13 protein-coding genes and 1 tRNA gene are annotated in these 16,569 nt (G+C 69.5%); all 14 read right to left on the minus strand.

Annotation, left to right across the window (positions count from 1 at the left end):
* Window positions 1-64: 64 nt before the first annotated feature.
* Window positions 65-2,374: an AAA family ATPase gene (locus AAF430_12360; protein ID MEM7411021.1), complete on the minus strand. Its 2,310-nt coding sequence runs from the start codon at window positions 2,372-2,374 to the stop codon at window positions 65-67.
* Window positions 2,371-3,300, minus strand: a complete 930-nt coding sequence (locus AAF430_12365; protein MEM7411022.1) for a hypothetical protein — start codon at window positions 3,298-3,300, stop codon at window positions 2,371-2,373. The genes AAF430_12360 and AAF430_12365 overlap by 4 nt, the downstream gene beginning before the upstream one ends.
* A complete protein-coding gene (locus AAF430_12370; protein MEM7411023.1) occupies window positions 3,297-4,196 on the minus strand; it encodes a hypothetical protein in 900 nt (299 codons plus the stop codon). Before AAF430_12370 ends, AAF430_12365 begins: the two co-directional genes overlap by 4 nt.
* A gap of 84 nt (window positions 4,197-4,280) precedes the next feature.
* Window positions 4,281-4,682, minus strand: coding sequence for a MerR family transcriptional regulator (locus tag AAF430_12375; GenBank protein ID MEM7411024.1), 402 nt, complete (start codon window positions 4,680-4,682; stop codon window positions 4,281-4,283).
* Window positions 4,683-4,900: 218 nt separating this feature from the next.
* A complete protein-coding gene (locus AAF430_12380) occupies window positions 4,901-5,239 on the minus strand; it encodes an integration host factor subunit alpha (GenBank protein ID MEM7411025.1) in 339 nt (112 codons plus the stop codon).
* A gap of 31 nt (window positions 5,240-5,270) precedes the next feature.
* Window positions 5,271-7,694 carry a phenylalanine--tRNA ligase subunit beta gene (pheT, locus tag AAF430_12385; GenBank protein MEM7411026.1) on the minus strand — a complete coding sequence of 808 codons (2,424 nt, stop codon included), beginning with the start codon at window positions 7,692-7,694 and terminating at the stop codon, window positions 5,271-5,273.
* A gap of 17 nt (window positions 7,695-7,711) precedes the next feature.
* On the minus strand, window positions 7,712-8,734 hold the full coding sequence (gene pheS / locus AAF430_12390; GenBank protein MEM7411027.1) for a phenylalanine--tRNA ligase subunit alpha: 1,023 nt from the start codon (window positions 8,732-8,734) through the stop codon (window positions 7,712-7,714).
* 8 nt (window positions 8,735-8,742) lie between these two features.
* Window positions 8,743-9,099, minus strand: coding sequence for a 50S ribosomal protein L20 (gene rplT, locus AAF430_12395; GenBank protein ID MEM7411028.1), 357 nt, complete (start codon window positions 9,097-9,099; stop codon window positions 8,743-8,745).
* A gap of 40 nt (window positions 9,100-9,139) precedes the next feature.
* On the minus strand, window positions 9,140-9,337 hold the full coding sequence (gene rpmI, locus AAF430_12400; protein ID MEM7411029.1) for a 50S ribosomal protein L35: 198 nt from the start codon (window positions 9,335-9,337) through the stop codon (window positions 9,140-9,142).
* A gap of 10 nt (window positions 9,338-9,347) precedes the next feature.
* Complete coding sequence (gene infC, locus AAF430_12405; protein ID MEM7411030.1) at window positions 9,348-10,079, minus strand: translation initiation factor IF-3; 732 nt, start codon at window positions 10,077-10,079, stop codon at window positions 9,348-9,350.
* Window positions 10,080-10,213: 134 nt separating this feature from the next.
* Window positions 10,214-10,288, minus strand: a tRNA-Val gene (locus tag AAF430_12410).
* A 140-nt stretch (window positions 10,289-10,428) separates the two neighbouring features.
* Complete coding sequence (locus AAF430_12415) at window positions 10,429-11,343, minus strand: hypothetical protein (GenBank protein ID MEM7411031.1); 915 nt, start codon at window positions 11,341-11,343, stop codon at window positions 10,429-10,431.
* Window positions 11,340-14,843 (minus strand): DNA polymerase III subunit alpha, encoded by a 3,504-nt coding sequence (gene dnaE, locus AAF430_12420; GenBank protein ID MEM7411032.1) that lies wholly within the window; start codon window positions 14,841-14,843, stop codon window positions 11,340-11,342. Before dnaE ends, AAF430_12415 begins: the two co-directional genes overlap by 4 nt.
* Before the next feature lie 89 nt (window positions 14,844-14,932).
* Window positions 14,933-16,507 carry a glutamine-hydrolyzing GMP synthase gene (guaA, locus tag AAF430_12425; protein MEM7411033.1) on the minus strand — a complete coding sequence of 525 codons (1,575 nt, stop codon included), beginning with the start codon at window positions 16,505-16,507 and terminating at the stop codon, window positions 14,933-14,935.
* Window positions 16,508-16,569 lie beyond the last annotated feature (62 nt).

Consider the following 16,569-nt stretch of genomic DNA (forward strand, 5'->3'; position numbering starts at 1 on the left):
GGCGGAAAAGGCCCGCGCTGGCTGGGGGATGCGGCGCTGCGTCCCTCGCTTCCGCTCGGGCGCCCTACTCGAAGACGAGCGTGTTGTTCTCGGGGCTGATGTAGACCATCTGCTCCCGCACCGAGCCGTCGGGCATATGGGCGCGGAAGCTGTGGGGCCCCATCTCGATGGGCACGCCGGCGAGCGGCGTCTCGCCGAGCTCGCGGCCGTCGATCTCGATGATCGCCCAAGGCGTCGCGTTGATCGCCACCGACACCACCGTCGCGGTGGCCGGCGGCGGACGGAAGCTGCCACCGGGCAGCGGCGCCGCGGCGCGTTCGGGGCCCGCGACCCGCGGCGTCGGCGGGTCGGGCATGGGCAGCGGCGTCGGCGGCTCGCTGGTGGTCATCCACGCCAGCGCCAGCGACACGCCCACGGCAAGGGCCGGCCAGCGCAGCCAGTGGAAGGCCGTGGCAACGGGACCACCGAACGGATCGCGCTCGCGCTCCTGTCCGGGCAGCGGCGGGAACGGCTCGACGATCTCGGTGAGGTCGGGCTGCTGCACCAGGCGCCCTGCCCCAGTCTCGGCAAACTCGCGCAGCGCTTCGACGGCCGCGGCTTCGCGCGAATCGTCCACCGGGATCTCGAGAGTCGCGTCGACGTCGGGCGCGTCGGTGACCGGCGTGGGCTCGACGGCAGCAGCCGCGTCGACGGGAATCGCGATCGGCGCCGAGTCTTCGACAGGCTCGGCCGCGCGCGGTCTCGCGTAACGGTACGCCCCCGATGCTTCGGGCGTGGGCAGCTCGGCGAGCGGGGTCTCGGGCGCTTCGTTCGCTTCCGGTTCGGGCGGCGCCACCGGAGCCGCCGCCTCGACCACCGGCGGCTCGGGAGCCGGCGTCGGCGCGCGCTTCTCGCCCGCGCGCGGCACGCGTCGGCGCGGGAGCTCGGGCGGGAACGGGTCGGGGATCACGCGACCCGCGAGCATCGGCGGCGGGTGGTCTTCGGGAATGCCCCACTTGCCGTTCGTCGCAGCGCCGTTGGTTGGCGTCGGTGCGGTCTCGGGTGCCGGCGGCGTCGGGTCGTCGATCAGGATCGACGGCTCTTCGGTGGCATCGCCCGCGTTGTCTTGATCGCGGGTGCGCGAACGCGCGATCGACACCAGACGCGACGTGCGCGGCGGCGGATCGGGCGTCGCCTCGGCTTCGACCTGCGGCGCCACCGGCTCCGGGTCCACCTCGAGTGCGGGCTCGGGATCGGGATCGGGATCGACTTCGAGCTCGGGCTGCGGCTCCGGGGCCGCAGTCACGACGACGGACACGGGCGCCGTGGGCTGGGCAGGCTCGGAACGGGCGGGCGCCGCTGCGGCTTCCTGCGCAGCCACCGGCTCGTTCGGCGCCTCGACTTCGTCGGGCACCGCGGGCTGCTGCGGGCGCCAGCCGGCCGGCGCACCGTTGCCGTTGGCTGCGTGCGGTTCGGCAGCGGCGGTGCTCGCGTCACTGCTCGTGGCCGGCGTCGGCACGGGCACGATCACCGGCGGTGCGGGAACGCGCGCGAGCTCTTCGGCTTCGGTGGGTGCCGTCGGAGCCGGGGGCCGCGCCATCTGCACGGGCGGCGGGGGCGTCGCCGGGCGCGGCAATGCGTTCGGCCCCTCGGTCAGGTCGCGCAGCTTCGGCATCGCCGACGGCGCCACGCGGCGCACCAGGGCTTCGGCCACCTGGTTCAACTTGCGCGGAACGCCTTGGGAGGCCTGGTGCAGCTCGCCGATGGTCTCGTCGTCGAACGCCGCCACCAGGTCGGGACGCGCGCCCGCATACGCGAGACGCGTCTCGACGTAGGTCTGGGTTTCGCTCGCGGTGAGGCCCTGCTCCAGGCGCACCACGTCGATACGTTCACCGAAGGCGGCACACACCGCTTCGGCTTCGGGGCTGGCCACGGCAGTGAGCGCCAGGCGCAACGCACCACGCGCTTCGTCGAGCAGGCCGGTCAACGCACGCGCGGTTTCGATCGGCATCGCCTGGGCATCGTCGATGAGCAGGACGATGCCACCCCGCGGCACCATCTCTTCCGCCAGCGCCAACAAGGCGTCGCGCGGCGCCGCACCGTTGCGCTGCGCGCCGAGTTCGTTGAGTACGATCGCGCAGAGGTCTTCGGGCGTGAGCGTCGAGAACGGCACGTAGGCGATGCGCGCACGTTCCTGCTCGCGTCCGCCCACCATGCGCAAGAGCGTCGTCTTGCCGTGACCGGGTGGTCCCACCAATGCCGCCACCCGCCCCGCATCCATCGCCGCTTCCATGGCCGCACGCGCGCGTTCGCACCCGGCCAGGGCCACGTAGGCCGCCGGGTTCGCGGAGGGACCAAAGGGTTCGTAGGTGAAGGGGGTGGGATCCGTGCTCACGGTGGGGGCTCGGAGACCGGCGGCTGGTTCAACCAGCGCCAGTCCCGTGTGGGCGGGTCCATGGAGGGAAAGTCCAGCACTTGTAGTACGTATCGTTTCCCCGGTGAAAAGTTTGCCTCTAATCGCAGGGGCGGGTCCAGGTCCACTACAACGGCGTTTTTCCCCGGAGGGACCTGGATCGGCAGACCGCCGGCTTCACTACAGCCCACCACCCGCGGCTCGGGCTCCTGGGCTTCGACGCGCACGTGGACGTTGGTCTTCGCCGGCGGCGGTGGGGCCAGGTCCACGAGCCCCTTCGGCTCGCTCAGACAGGCGGGCTCGGCGGTGCTGCCCAGGGCCACGAAGTCCACGCGGGCCCCAGCGGCCACCAGAGCCTGGGCCGCCGCGCAGACGTCGCCTCCGCACTCGTCGCCCAAGTCGCCGAACACCACCACGCGGGCGCCCGAGGCCTGGTTGGCGGCGGTCAGGTCGGCCCGCAGGCCGTCCAGCGAGGCCGTGAGCGAGGCCTCTCCGCGAGCCGAGAGCCCGTTGATCTCGCTCATCAGGGCGTCGCGCTCGGCGGCGTTGGCGGCGCGCGCCCCGCGATAGACGCGCTGGCAGGCGTCGGCCGGGCCGGCGCCCGAGCCCATTGCGTAGAGCCAGACGGGGCCGGGGTCGAGCTGGCCGAGGAAGCGCTGCACGGAGCGGCGCGCGGCCACCGAGTGGCTGGCCCCCGCGCCCGTCCGCCGCGCCATCGACCGCGTCGAATCGAAGAGGACCACGACCGGCGCGTCGCTCTGGGTGGGCGTCAACTCCTCTACGGAGAGGCCCCTCAGCACTTCCACTTCGAGGAGCACCGGAGCCGGTGCGGCCGGCGGCGGCGCGGCGCAGGCCAGCCCCAGCAACGAGAGCAGCGCGAGGCCGGACCCGTTCGAGCGGCGCTTCATCGCGTGGCTCCTTCGCGCGCCTGTTCGAGCGCCCGCACCACTTTTCGCGGTGTCGTGATCGGATCGAGCTCGAGCTTCGGATTGGCCGCGAGCGCCCGGCGCAGGCTCGTCACTGCCGCGCCCTGGCGCCCGAGCGCGAGCTCGGCGGTGGCCACCAGCACTTCGGTGTCGGCCAGGAGCTTGCGCGCGTTGGCGCCGCCGTCCGCGCTCAGCTGTTCGCGCACACTGACGGCGCGGTCGATCGCTGCCTGGAAGCGTGCCCCGCGCACATCGCTACGAATGGCGGCGACGTCCTCGGCGGTCGAGCCGCTGGCGGCCGGCGGGCTCGGCGGCGTCGGCGCGGGCTTCGGCTTGGGCGCGGCCGCGCGCGGTGCGGGCGGTCTCTGGGGTGTGGGCTTCGGAGGCGTCGGCTTCGGAGTGGCGCGCTGCGGAGTCGGTGCCGGTGCGGCACGCGGCGGTGCGGGCCGCGGCGAAGGCGCTCGCGTCGTCGTGGTCGGGCGCGGCGCGCTCGCCGTTGGCCGCGGCGAAGAGGCGCCACCGGCGCGCACGATCTCGACCCCGAGCGGCGCGTCGAGTGCCCACGCATCGCCGGCCCGGTCGAACTCGAGCGGTGCCCAGCTCAGTGCCGGACGATGCACCCGCACGGGCGGCGTGCGCATCAGCCCGGCCACGGCCGCGTCGTTCGACGGGTCCATACAGAGCAGGCGCCGCCAGAGCTGGCGCGCGCGCATCGGGTCGCTCTCTTCGAAGCGACGCGCCACCTGGGCCAGCTCCTGGGTACGCAGGTTCGCCCAGGTCGCCCGGAGCGAATCGGGGTCGGCCACGGTCGGAAGTGGCTGGGGCTCACCCGGCCAGGGTTCACAGGCTTCGGTCTGCGCTGCGACGGGGGTCGTCATCACGACGCACCCCGCCAACGCGAGACCCGGAAACCACCGTCGTCTCTGCTGCTTGTGTCGCATTTTGGGAAACCGCTGGAAGGGCTAGAGCGAAGCCCGAATCTGAGCCAGCTCTTCGCGGATCTTCCGGTAGCGCGCCCGGTGGTCCGTCTCGAAGGGCAGCCCGCCGCTCTCGAGCGCATTGCCGACGCCCATCTCGCGAAGCTTCTTGCGGGCCCCGGCGATCGTGTAGCGCTGGCCGTAGAGCAGCTTCTTCACGAGCAGGATCATGTCGATGTCGCGCCGCCGGTAGAGTCGCTGCTTCGAGCGCGACTTCTGGGGCGCCATCCAACGGAACTCGGATTCCCAGTACCGCAACACGTACGGCTTCACGCCGGTGATGCGACTGACCTCGCCGATGCGGTAGTAGCGCTTCTCGGGAATCTCGGGCGTCGCTTCGTCGAGCTCTTCGCCGCCGACCTCGTCCCGCGCGTTCGTCTCTTCCATCCTGCACCCCCCGTGGTCGATGGACGACCGCCTCAGCCTCTCAATGCGGTGGCGCGCGCGATCGTCACGATCACGACACACCGTGGCGGTCGGTGACGTCCCGACAGTAGAGCGCCTGCGCCCCCGACGCGATGCGCTTTCCCACCTTCGCTGGCCGCCGTCGGCCGGTGGGTTCCCTGCGTGTCCAGCCATCTCCGACCCTGCGCCGGAGCGTGGTGCTAGACCGGACCGTCCCCTTCGCTACCCGAGTCGGTCGCCGGCGAACCCCCTTCGGTTACAGGGACTTCGTTCAGCAGGTTCTTCAGAACGAGGCTCGGTTTGAAGGTGAGGACCTTGCGGGCCTCGAGCAGGATCTCTTGTCCGGTCTGTGGGTTGCGACCCTTGCGCGAGTTCTTGTCGCGCACGACGAAGTTGCCGAAGCCCGAGATCTTGACCTTTTCCCCGTCGGCCAAGGTCTCTTTGATGGCCTCGAATACCTTCTCCACGAGCTCCGCCGACTCCTTCTTCGAGAAGCCCACCTGCTCGTAGATCTGTTCGACGATGTCGGCCTTCGTCACGGCCCTTCCCTCCTGGCTCCGGGACTCGGCGCTACCTCAACTCGGCTCCGAACCGGCGGTCCAGCGCCTTCACCATGCGATCGGTGTGGCGCGTGACCTCCGCGTCGGTCAGCGTGCGGTCGGCTCGCTGAAAGACCAAGCGAAAAGCAACACTTACGCGACCTTCGGGTACGCCCCGACCTTCGTATCGATCGAAGATCGTGACGGACACGAGATCCGGACCTCCGATCTTCCGGATCTCTTGCTGCAGCTCCCCCGCCGGTTGCGCTCGATCGACGAGCACGGCGAGATCGCGTTGCACCGAAGGCTCCCTGGATACCTCCCGAAACTGAAATTCTCTTGTCTTTACGGTCAGTAGCGCGCTGAGGTTCAGCTCGAATATCGCGCAGCGCTCTTCGATCTCGAACGCAGCCGCCACTGCCGGATGAAGCTCTCCGACGCACCCGACCGATTTCTTGCCCACACGCAGCTCGGCCGAGGCTCCGGGATGCAGGTAGGAAGGACCCCCCTCGCCTCGCAACGATGCCACATAACCCAGCCCAGACAAAGCCTTTTCCGCGATTCCCTTGGCCTGGAAGAAGGCTGGCGCCGGGGCGCCGCTCCAGAGGCCCTGGTGGACGTCCTCGGTGAGGACGCCCGCCGCCCAGAGCGTCTCCTGAGGCAGCCCCGCCTCGCCTGCATCCGACGCGGCGCCCGCTTTGGGGCGAAAAACCCGCGCCACCTCGAAGAGCCCGATCTGGGCGACCTGGCGCGAGGCGTTCTGGCGGACCAGCCGGAGGAGCGAGGGCAGCAGCGTGGTCCGCAGCAGCGGGTCCTGCTCCTGGATGGGGTTCGCGAGCCGCAGGGCGTGGAGCAGCGGGTCGTCGTCGCCGTCGGCCAGGGCCGCGAGGTCGGCGGGATTGGTGAAGGGGAAATTGGCCACCTCGACGAGGCCGGCGGCGGCCAGCTGGTCGCGGGCGTGCTCGGCGATCTGGTGGGTAGGCGGCACGCGAGCGGCGGCCAGCTCGGCCACGGGCATCGTGGTGGGGATCTGGTCGTAGCCGTGCATCCGGGCGACCTCTTCGGTGAGGTCCTGGTGCACCTGCAAATCGTTGCGGTGGCTCGGGATGCGGCACACCAGCGCGTCGTCGCCCGACGTCGTGGGCTCCACTTCCACCCTCTGGAGGAGCCGCGCCATCCTGTCGCGATCGAGGTCGAGCCCCAGCAGGCGATTCGCCTGGGGCACGCGCAGGGTCACTTCGTCGACGAAGGGCGCCGCATCGCCCTGGGCTTCGACGCGTCCGGGCGCGACGGTCCCGCCGGCCAGCTCCTGGATCCAGCGCGCGGCTCGGTCGGCCGCGCGGGCCACGCCCATGCGATCGACGCCGCGCTCGAAGCGGTAGGACGCCTCACTGTGGATGCCGTGGCGGCGCGCCGAAAGCCGCACCGACACGGGGTCGAAGTGGGCGCTCTCGATCAACAGATCGGTGGTGCCCTCCCCGACTTCCGTCGCGGCACCGCCCATCACGCCGGCCAGCGCGATGGGTCGCGAGGCGTCCGCGATCACCAGGTCGCGGGGGTCGAGCTTGCGCTCCTGCCCATCGAGCGTCTCGAGGGTCTCGCCCGCTTCGGCGGCGCGCACCCGGACCTCGCCGCCCCCGAGCTTCGCGAGGTCGAAGGCGTGGAGCGGTTGACCGAACTCGAGGAGGACCGCGTTCGTGACGTCGACGATGTTGTTGATCGCGCGAATCCCCGACGCCTCGAGGCGCGCCTGGAGTTCCGGCGGCGACGGGCCGACCCGCACGCCCCGCACGATCCTGGCGACGTAGTGGAAGCAGCCGCTCGGCGCGTCGATCCGCAGCTGGATCGCGTCGGAAGCCGGCGCGCCGTCTTCGTGCGGATCGATCGGGGGCAGCGTCAGCGCGTCTCCGAAGAGCGCCCGCACTTCGCGCGCGATGCCCAGCAGCGACGCCGTGTCGCCCCGGTTCGGGGTGATCCCCACTTCGAGGATGCGCTCGCCGGTCGAGACGGCGCTCGCGATCGGCGCCCCGATCTCGGCCGCTTCGGGCAGCACCCAGATGCCCTCGTGGGATTGCCCGAGACCGAGCTCGCGCTCGGAGCAGATCATCCCCTCGGACGCGACACCGCGGAGCTTCGACTTCTTGATCTTCGTCCCGTCGGGCAGCCGCGTGCCCGGCAGCGCCACCGCCACCTTCTGGTCGGCGGCCACGTTCGGCGCGCCGCACACGATCGCGCGCAGGGTGCCATCGCCGACGTCCACCGAGCACACCGAGAGCCGCTCGGCGTTCGGGTGGGCCTCGCGCGCTTCCACGCGCCCGACGACGACGCCCGAGAGATCCGGTCCGGTGTCCTCGACGAAGGCATCCTCGAAGCCGCTCATATTGAGCTTGTCTTCGAGCGTCTTGTCGTCGGGCAGATCGACGAACTCGGAGAGCCACGACAGGGGCAGCCGCATCTATCGGGCCTCCGCCGTCACAGCTGACCCAACACGCGCAGGTCACCCTCGAAGAGGTGGCGCAGGTGGGGAATGTTGAAGCGGCGCATCGCCGTGCGGTCGATGCCCATGCCGAAGGCGAAGCCCTGGTAGCGCTCCGAGTCGATCTCGCAGCGCTCGAGCACCTTCGGGTGGATCATTCCGCAGCCGCCCCACTCGATCCAACCGGTATACGAGCAGACCTTGCACCCCTTGCCACCGCAAAGGGGGCAGGAGTAGTCGAGCTCGGCCGAGGGTTCGGTGAAGGGGAAGTTGTTGGCGCGGAAGCGCAGGTCGACGCCGTCTCCGAAGAGGTGTCGGCCGAACGCGAGCAGCACGCCCTTCAGGTTGCCGAAGGTGACCTTGTCGTCGACCAGGAAGCCCTCGATCTGGTGGAACATCGGGCTGTGGCGCGGCGAGAGGTCGTGGCGATACACGCGCCCGGTCGCGATGAAACGGAACGGCGGCGTGCGCCCGGTCATCGCGCGGATCTGCACGTTCGAAGTGTGGGTGCGCAGGACGTGACCACTCTCGAGGTAGAAGGTGTCCTGCATGTCCCGCGCCGGGTGGTCCGGCGGGATGTTGAGCGCCTCGAAGTTGTTCCAGTCGGTCTCGACCTCGGGGCCCTCTTCCAGCGAGAACCCGAGCGAGGTGAAGAAACCGACCATCTCCCGGGTCACCTGGGTGATCGGGTGGAGCGCACCGGCGCTCGGGCCGGCGCCCGGCAGGGTCACGTCGAGGCGGTGGTCCGAGAGGGCCTGGGCGGTGGCATCGCTCTCGAGCGTGCGCTTCCGATCGGAGACCCAGTCTTCGATGGTGTGCTTCGCCTGGTTCGCTTCGGCCCCGACCCGCGCGCGTTCTTCGGGCGCGAGCCCACCGATGCTCTTCAAGAGCGCCGAGACCGAGCCCTTGCGGCCGAGGAAGCGCGCTCGCACCTCGGTCAGGGCCTGGGCCGTATCCGCGCTCGCCACGGCGTCGCGGGCCTCGGCGAGCAGCGCGTCGAGGTCGACACTCGCCGACACGGTTGCGCCTAAGCCGCCTGGGACTTCGCCAATGCCGCCAGCTCGCCAAAGGCCTTCGGGTCGGAGACCGCGAGCTCTGCCAGGATCTTGCGATCCACCTCGACGCCAGCCTGCTTCAGGCCGTGGATCAGTCGGCTGTAGGACGTGCCGTGCTCGCGGGCCGCGGCGTTGATGCGCGCGATCCACAGGCCGCGGAACTGGCGCTTCTTCTGCTTGCGATCGCGGTAGGCGTACTTCCAGCCCTTCTCGACGGCCTCGCGCGCGGTCTTCAGCAGACCGTGGCGGGTGCCGTAGTAGCCCTTGGCTTCCTTGAGGATGCGGTTGCGTCGCTTGCGAGCGGCGACGCCGCGTTTCACGCGCGGCATGGCGTTCTCCTGTCGTTCGGGGGCAGCGCCTGGGCGCGCGCTAGAGGTTCGGAAGCATCTGCTTCAGACGCTTCTCGTCGACCGTCGCCACGAGAGCCGACTGGCGGAGCCGTCGCTTCCGCTTCGCCGACTTCTTGGTGAGGATGTGCTGCTTGTTGTTCTTTGAGCGCACGATCTTGCCGGTGCCGGTCTTCTTGAACCGCTTCGCGGCGCCTCGGTGCGTCTTCATCTTGGGCATGACGCCCTCCTTAGGTGCGAGCTTCCTCGCTGGGGGTCTCGGGGGTGTCGGTCTTCCCCGACTCCTCCGCGGCTTTCTTCTCCGCTTCCACCGCCTCGCGATTGGGCACGAGGATCATCGAGAGGAAGCGTCCTTCCATCCGCGGCGGGTTTTCGACGGCTGCGAGCGGCCCCAGGAGTTCGACGACCTTGTCGAGCTGCTTGCGGCCGATGTCGCGGTGCACCATCTCCCGTCCGCGATACATCACTGTCACTTTGACCTTGTCACCGTCCATCAGGAAGCGCCGGGCGTTCTTGAGCTTGAAGTCGAGGTCGTGTTGGTCCGTGCGCGGGCGCAGCTTCACCTCCTTGAGGCTGGCCGCATGTCCCTTGCTCTTGTTGGCCTTCTTCTTCTGCTCGTACTTGTAACGCCCATAGTCCATGATCCGGCACACCGGCGGCCGTGACCCCGGGGCCACCTCCACCAGGTCGAGTCCCACGTCTTCGGCACGGGCGATGGCGTCTTCGGGAGTCATCACTCCCAACTGTTCGCCGTCGTCCCCAATGACGCGGATCTCCGCGGCTCGAATCATTTCGTTGATGCGCGGTCCGTCGTTCTTGGCGTTCCTTCTGAACTCAGCGATTCCTCGGTCCCTCCGCGGAGCGACGCGAGAGGCGCCCTCCTCGATCGAGTTGGACGCTTTCGGGCAAACCCTTGCCCGACGCGTAGCTTCGAGCGCGCAAGGCCCGAACCCGCGCACCACACCGCTGGCGTGCCTCCTCGCGGAGGCGCGTGCTGCTCATGAATGCGGGTGGTGCAGTTGATTCATGTTTCTCGTTCGACGTGTGGCCCCGCACCGCTCGAGCGTCCCGGCTCCCGGTCCGCACTCGTGCGATGTGGTAGGCACGGGCGGGATTGAACCGCCGACCCCCACCGTGTCAAGGTGGTGCTCTCCCACTGAGCTACGTGCCTATACGCGACCGACCCCCGCGACACCACGAGCCACGCACGAGGCGCGGCTCGGTTTCGCGAAGACCATCCCGCCCGGCTGCCCGCAGATGCGCGGCCCCGTGCTAAGGACGCGAAATCAATACCGATTTCGGCAATGCGTGTCAATCGGTCTCGAGCACGTCGTCGAAGTCGCCCGCCGCAGGCCCCAGGGCCTCGTCGAAGGCCGCCGGACCGGCCCCCTCGGCGTCGGCCTCGGCGGGATCCAGCTCGGCGGGCGCCAGCACCACCGGGGGCCGCCACTCGACCAGCAGGGTCGCCCGGTCCTCTTCCAGCTCCACCGGGACGAGCTTCAGACCCTCGGGGGCGGTCCGCTCGAGCTCGGCCAACAGGTCGCGCGGGCTGCGGTCGGCATCCACCCGCAGGACCGCTCGGGAGACGGTGAATTCGACCGGGACGACGGCCTCGACCCCGCCCCGCTCGGCCAGGCTGCGGCGCAGCACGGCCAGGGGCGCGTAGTCGTGGAGGTCCTCCACCACGAGAGTCCAGGCGCGCTCGGCATCCGGTGACCCCGCGGCCAGCAGGCCCAGGGCGCCGAGCCGGTCCCGGATCGAGGAGACGTCCACGAAGACGGCGGCGAGCACCACGTACTCGAACTCGACATCCGGGGTCTTCGAGAACATCGCCGGCCGGCGGCCGCGGTCCTCGAGAATGCTGAAGCGGGTCGCATAGACGAAGGGGTCCCCGCCGAGGCGCTCGGCCAGCCATTCGTCCGGGGTGGGCTCGGGCGGGGGCTCGGTGCCCGGCACCTCGGGCGGCTCGGGCTCCGGCGGCAGGAAGTCGGCGGGCAGCAGACTCTTCGCCGTGCGCAGCACGGCCGCACCGATCGCCGCTTCGAGGGCCGCATCGCGCGGGATCCCGTCCGGCTCGCTGCCGTCCTCGGCCAGCACGATCGGCGCGACGCCGACCGACTCTTCCCGGCGCTCCTCGGCGGCCGCCGCGAAGCCCATAGAAACCACGAGCACCAGGGCCACGCCCCAGTGCGCCACGCGGGCTCCCCGAAAGAGGCGCTCGCTCATACCCGTACCTCCGTCACGACCCTCCCGAAGAGCGCGTCGACGTCGCGACGCAGCTCCCCATCGGGCCGCACCCCCCGGAGCGACGAGACGTGGAGGATCGTCTCGCTCTCGTCGGGAATCACCAGGTGGACACGGACGGCACAATCCCCGGGGCTTCGCTCGAGGCGCTCGCGCAAGGCGACCAGTCGGTCCGGCGTGGCCTCTTCGGCCCCGATCCGCACCGCCAGCTCGCGCGCCAGTCGTTCCTCGGCCCGCTCCAGTTCGAATACCTCCCGCACCAGGATCTTCGGGGGATCCCCAGCCTCGAGCTTTCCAGACACGAGGAGCGGGATCGGCCCCTCCTCTCCATCGGCTTGCTGGGCCTGTTTCAGGAGACTTCCGTACTGAGCGTAAGGTTCCGCGAACACCACAAGATCGAAGGCCCCTTCCAGGTCTTCCAGGGTGGCGAACGCCATCAGCGAGCCCCGCCGGGTGCGGGTCTCGCGGAAGGACGTGATCAGGCCGCCGGCGCGGATGTCGCGCTGGTCCTTGCCCTCGGTTTCGCTGGCCTTCGTATCCGCGAAGCGGTCGAGCTCCTTGCGGACGGCGGCCAGCGGATGCCCGGTGACGTAGAAGCCGAGCACCTCCTTCTCGAACTCGAGGCGCTGGCGGTCGGTCCACTCGGCGGCGGCGGTCAGCTCGGGTTCGGGTACCGCGTCGGCGCCGGCGCCCCCGAACAGACTCTCCTGGCCGATCTCACGATCGCGCTGGGCGGCGGCCCCGGCTTCGAGCGCGACATCGAGCGTCGCCCAGACGGCGGCCCGCTCGGCGTGGAGCGGATCGAAGGCTCCGCATTTCACCAGGCTCTCGACCACCCGCCGGTTCACCTTGCGGCCGTCGATGCGCCCGGCGAAGTCGAAGAGGCTCTCGAAGGCGCCGTCCTCGGTGCGGGCCGCGAGGATCGACTCGATCGCGCCCTCGCCCACGTTCTTGACGCCCGCGAGTCCGAAGCGGATGCCCTCGGGCACCACCGTGAAGTCGCGCTCGGAGCTGTCGACCGACGGCGGCAGGATGTCGATGCCCAGCTGCTGCGCGTGGTGGATGTAGCGCGAGAGCTTGTCGTGGTTCGCCGACTCGGTGGTGAGCAGCGCGGCCAGGTATTCGCGCGGGTGGTTCGCCTTCAGGTAGGCCGTCTGGTAGGTGATCAGCGCGTAGGCGGTGGAGTGGCTCTTCGCGAAGCCGTACCCCGCGAACTCGGCCATCAGCGCGAAGACCTCTTCGGCCTTCTTCTTGTCGATGCCCCGCTCGACCGCGCCCGACACGAAGCGCTCGGCCTGCTTCGCCATCTCCTCGGGCTTCTTCTTGCCCATCGCGCGGCGCAGCAGGTCGGCCTCGCCCAGGCTGTAGCCCGCCAGCCGGTTGGCGATCTGGAGCACCTGGTCCTGATAGACGATCACGCCGAGGGTCTCGGCGGTGAGCTCCTCGAGCTCGGGCAGCAAGTACTCGATCTTCGTCAACCCGTTCTTGCGGTTGATGAAGTCGTCGACCATGCCCGAGCCCAGCGGACCCGGCCGGTAGAGTGCGACGATCGGGATCAGCTCCTTGAACGCCTTCGGCTTGAGCTTCACCACGAGCTCGGTCATGCCGCCGGACTCGACCTGGAAGACCCCTTCCGTGTCCCCGCCGCCGAGCATCGCGTAGGTCTTCGGGTCGTCGTAGGGGATCGCGTCGATGTCGAAGTCGGGCTGGTGGTCGCGCACGCGGCGCGCGGCAGCGGCGATCGTCGTCAGCGTGCGCAGCCCGAGGAAGTCGAACTTGATCAGCCCGATCTTCTCGACGCAGCGCATGTCGAACTGGGTGACGGTGTCGCCCGACTTCGGGTCGCGGTACAGCGGCACCGTCTCGATCAGGGGCTCGGTCCCGATCACCACGCCCGCGGCGTGGGTGCTCGCGTGGCGGGTCAGCCCCTCGAGACGCAGCGCCGTATCGAAGAGCTTCCGCACCTGGCCGTCGGCATCCATCCGCGCCCGCAGCTCGGCCGACTGCTCGATCGCCTCCTCCAGCTTGATACCCAGGGTCTCGGGGATCAGCTTGGCGATCCGGTCGACGTCGCCGAAGGACATGCCGAGGACGCGGCCCACGTCGCGGATGGCCGCCCGCGCCTGGAGCTTCCCGAAGGTGATGATCTGGGCGACGCGTTTGCCGTCGTCGCCCTCGCCGTCGTACTTGTCGGCGACGTAGCGGATCACCTGGTCGCGGCCCTTCATGCAGAAGTCGACGTCGATGTCGGGCATGCTGATCCGCTCGGGGTTCAGGAACCGCTCGAAGATGATGTCGTACTCGATTGGATCGACACCGGTAATGCCGAGCGCATAGGCCGCGAGGCTGCCCGCGGCGGAGCCGCGCCCGGGACCGACCGGGATGTCCTGATTCTTCGCGTAGTTGATGAAGTCGGCGACGATCAGGAAGTAGCCGGCGAAGCCCATCGAGGTGATGACGCCGAGCTCGTGTTCCATGCGCTTGCCGTACTCGGCGAGCTTCTTCGGGAGCGGCTCGTCCGGGGCCAGGCCCAGGCGTTCGCGCAACCCGGCCCAGGCCTGCTCCTGCACCACCTGCTCGCGGGTCTTCCCGGCGGGCACCTGGTATTCGGGCATGTGGTAGTCGCCCGTGTCGATGCCCAGCTCGAGGTTGCAGCGCTCGGCCAGCTCGAGGGTGTTCGTGACGGCCGAGGGGTGATCGCGGAAGACCTCCGCCATCTCGTCCCCGTCCTTCACGTAGAAGCCCTGACCGTCGAACTTGAAGCGGTCGGGGTTGTCGAGGTTGGTGGCGGTGCCGATGCAGAGCAGCGCATCGTGGTGCTCGTGATCACAGGCCTCGAGGTAGTGGGCGTCGTTGGTCGCCAGCAGCGGCAACTTCATGTCGACGGCCATCTTCGTGAGCTCGGCGTTCACCGTGTCCTGCAGCCCGATGCCGTGGCGCTGCATCTCGAGGTAGTAGCGATCGGGGAAGATCCGCGAGAACTCCTCGACCAGCTGCCAGGCGGTGTCGACCTGTCCACCGGTGATCGCCCGGGAGACCATCGAGGAGAGACATCCCGAGGTCGCGATCAGCCCCTGGCTGTGATCCCGCAGAATGTCCATGTCGATCCGAGGCTTGTAGTAGAAGCCTTCGAGATACCCCTTCGAGACCAGGTAGATCAGGTTCTTGTAGCCGGTCTCGTTCTGCGCGAGCAGCAGCAGGTGGTTGATGGCGTCGTAGCCGCTCTCGTCGCGCTCGCGCTTCTCCTTCTCGAAGCGCGACCCCGAGGCGATGTACACCTCGCAGCCGATGATCGGCTTGACGCCGTTTCGACGGGCGGCTTCATAGAACTCGACGGCCCCGAAGAGGTTGCCGTGATCGGTGAGGCCCACCGCGGGCATGCTCAAGGCCTTCGCGCGCTCGAAGAGCGGGTCGATCTTGATGGCGCCGTCGAGCAGCGAGTACTGGCTGTGCAGGTGCAGATGGACGAACGGCCGGGGCACCCCCTCCCCCTTCCCTTCTCAGTCTTTGGAACCCAGCGCGCCCATCGCGCGCTGTCGAGAGACGCCCGCCCGACGCCCCGTGTGAACGGCTATTCCCACTCGATGGTGGCCGGGGGCTTCGACGAAATGTCGTAGACCACCCGGTTCACGCCCTTGACCTCGTTGATGATGCGCGTCCCGAAGGCCTGGAGCACCTCCTGGGGCAACGGCGACCAGTCGGCCGTCATCGCATCGACGGATGAGACACAGCGCACGGCGATGGCGTTCTCGTAGGTACGCTCGTCGCCCATCACGCCCACGCTCTGTACCGGCAGGAACACGGCGAAGGCCTGCCACAGCGAGTCGTAGAGCCCCGCCCGGCGGATCTCCTCGACGACGATCGCGTCGGCGCGGCGCAGCACGTCGAGCCGCTCGCGCGTGATCTCGCCCACCACCCGGATCGCCAGACCGGGGCCCGGGAACGGATGGCGACCGATCAGCGCTTCCGGGAGCCCGAGGGTGCGCCCGACCTCGCGGACCTCGTCCTTGAAGAGCTCGCGGAGCGGCTCCACCAGGTCGAGCGCCATGCGCTCGGGAAGCCCGCCCACGTTGTGGTGGGTCTTGATCGTCGCGGAGGGCCCGCGCACGGAGACGCTCTCGATCACGTCGGGATAGAGCGTGCCCTGCACGAGGAAGCCGACCTCTCCGAGCTTCTTCGCCTCTTCCTCGAACACCTCGATGAAGGTGTGGCCGATGATCCGCCGCTTCTTCTCGGGATCGGCGATGCCCGAGAGGCGATCCAGGAACCGGTCCTCGGCGCGCACGGTGATCATCGGGATGTGGAGGTGGGCGCGGAAGAGATCCTCGACCTCTTCGCGTTCGTTCAGCCGCAAGAGGCCATTGTCGACGAACAGGCAGGTGAGCTGGTCGCCGATGTCCTTGTGCACGAGGGCCGCGGCGACCGACGAGTCGACGCCGCCCGACAAGCCGCACACGACCTGCCTGTCGCCGACCTGGGCGCGGATCCGTTCGACGGCCTCGTCGATGAACGCCTCCATGGTCCAGCTGCCGGTGCAGCCGCAGATGCGCTTCGCGAAGTTCTCGAGGATCTGGCCGCCGCCTTCCGAGTGGACGACCTCCGGATGGAACTGCAGCCCCCAGATGCGCTTCTCGGGATGGCGGACCGCGGCGAAGGGCGAGTTCTCGCTGGTCGCCGAGACCACGAAGCCCTCGGGCAGGCGCAGCACGCGGTCGCCGTGGCTCATCCAGACGACGCGCTCGGCGCCCCCCGGCAGATCGGCGAGCAGCGGGTCCTCGGACTCGCACTTGAGGAGCGCGCGGCCGTACTCGCGGTCTTCTGCGGGCTCGACCACTCCGCCCATGCGAGCGGCCAGGAGCTGCAGGCCGTAGCAGATGCCGAGCACCGGCCGATCCATCGCCAGGATCGCCAGGTCGAGGTCGGGCGCGCCGTCGTCGAGCACGCTAGACGGACCGCCCGACAGGATGATCCCGGCCGGATCGAAGGCCCGCACCTCTTCGAGCGAGATGTCGTAGGGATGGATCTCGCAGTACACGTGGAACTCGCGCAGACGTCGCGCGATCAGCTGGGTGTACTGGGAGCCGAAGTCGAGGATCAGCAGACGATCGCGGGCAGCGGACGCGTCGCCAGGGGGAGCGGTGGTCACCGGAGTTCCTGCGCTGGGGAGGTCCCAACGGCCCCGCGTCGCCGACCGCGGAGTGGCGCTCG

The sequence above is a fragment of the Myxococcota bacterium genome, from assembly GCA_039030075.1.
Taxonomy (GTDB): domain Bacteria; phylum Myxococcota_A; class UBA9160; order UBA9160; family SMWR01; genus JAHEJV01.

Bases quoted from the DNA above. Each gene is read 5' to 3' on its own strand.
- AAF430_12365 (MEM7411022.1), bottom strand. From the start codon at position 3,300: ATGAAGCGCCGCTCGAACGGGTCCGGCCTCGCGCTGCTCTCGTTGCTG.
- AAF430_12370 (MEM7411023.1), bottom strand. From the start codon at position 4,196: ATGACGACCCCCGTCGCAGCGCAGACCGAAGCCTGTGAACCCTGGCCG.
- AAF430_12375 (MEM7411024.1), bottom strand. From the start codon at position 4,682: ATGGAAGAGACGAACGCGCGGGACGAGGTCGGCGGCGAAGAGCTCGAC.
- pheT (MEM7411026.1), bottom strand. From the start codon at position 7,694: ATGCGGCTGCCCCTGTCGTGGCTCTCCGAGTTCGTCGATCTGCCCGAC.
- rplT (MEM7411028.1), bottom strand. From the start codon at position 9,099: ATGCCGCGCGTGAAACGCGGCGTCGCCGCTCGCAAGCGACGCAACCGC.
- rpmI (MEM7411029.1), bottom strand. From the start codon at position 9,337: ATGCCCAAGATGAAGACGCACCGAGGCGCCGCGAAGCGGTTCAAGAAG.
- AAF430_12415 (MEM7411031.1), bottom strand. From the start codon at position 11,343: ATGAGCGAGCGCCTCTTTCGGGGAGCCCGCGTGGCGCACTGGGGCGTG.